Annotated in this window: 1 protein-coding gene; it reads left to right on the top strand. The window is 53.4% G+C overall.

What is annotated here, in order from left to right:
• The first annotated feature begins 4 nt into the window (after positions 1–4).
• The gene (locus tag AB4Z23_RS27175; protein WP_080850243.1) at positions 5–502 is read left to right on the top strand and encodes an RES family NAD+ phosphorylase; all 498 of its coding nucleotides are present in this window, start codon (positions 5–7) and stop codon (positions 500–502) included.
• Positions 503–1,074 lie beyond the last annotated feature (572 nt).

Raw genomic sequence — 1,074 nt, 5'->3', positions numbered from 1 at the left:
CCTGATGCACTACCGGGGCAAGCTCTACCGGGCGCTTAATCCCGTATTCGCTCGTGAGCCCCTCTCCGGACGAGGAGCCGAGCTTTATGGCGGCAGATTCAATCCGAAAGGTATGCCTGCCCTCTACACGTCAGTGACAGTCATCACGGCACTGAAGGAAGCAAATCAGGCTGGCAGCTTACAGCCTACAACTCTCGTCTCCTACGATGCGGACATAACACCGTTGTTTGATACGCGCGATGGCGCCCTGCTTCATGATCATGGCATTGAAGCTCAAACCCTCGGCACCGCGACCTGGCGAGACGACATGAATGTCTTCGGTGAAGCACCCACACAACGTCTTGCCCGGACTCTGAAAAACGAGGGCTTTTGCGGTTTAATAGTCAGGAGCTTTGCTCCGGGTGCGACTGATACCGACCTCAACGTCGTCCTCTGGACATGGGGAGACACTCTCCCACATCAGTTGATCCTGATAGATGATGAGCAGCGCTTGTCACGCTGAAACCGCAGTGAAATCTCCGCGGGCGGCAAGAATGCGTCTGAAACACCCATTACAATGGGTCAATTAATTGAAAATCCACCGTAAATGACCCACTGGAATGGGTCAATATACACAGCCTGACGCCCATGCTGCGAGACGGAGGACATCAAGTCCGGCTCGCCACTGTATTCGATGGCAGGAGCAAAGATGGCGGCGTGGAAACGAGCCATTCGCCGCCTGCCCCGCTCTATCAAGACTTCATATTCAATAACTCAGGAAACTCGTAGTACCTCAGCCGCTTGTCACGGCAGCGGTAATCATTCTTTGAGGAGTCCACGCTCACGTTGTGTTTTAAGGCTACGCCGAGGCGACAGGTTGCCCCTGCAATAAATATCGCCATCATGTTTTACTTCTGAAACCTCCATCAAACCTACGATAAAAATACGATTAGTACTGAAACTCTTCAGTGAAACAATTCACATCGTGGTCCACGCACTGCATCGGAGTCACACCAGGGGGCCAACTTCGACGCCTGAAGCTCACCGTGGAGGTCTACCATTGACCGTTGTCGGCCGACCCGGCAACCTCATACG

Origin of the sequence: Agrobacterium sp. MCAB5 (assembly GCF_052114365.1) — a bacterium.
Lineage (GTDB): Bacteria > Pseudomonadota > Alphaproteobacteria > Rhizobiales > Rhizobiaceae > Agrobacterium > Agrobacterium tumefaciens.
The sequence above is the reverse complement of the archived record's forward strand: the minus strand, read 5'-3'. Positions and strand labels throughout refer to the sequence as shown.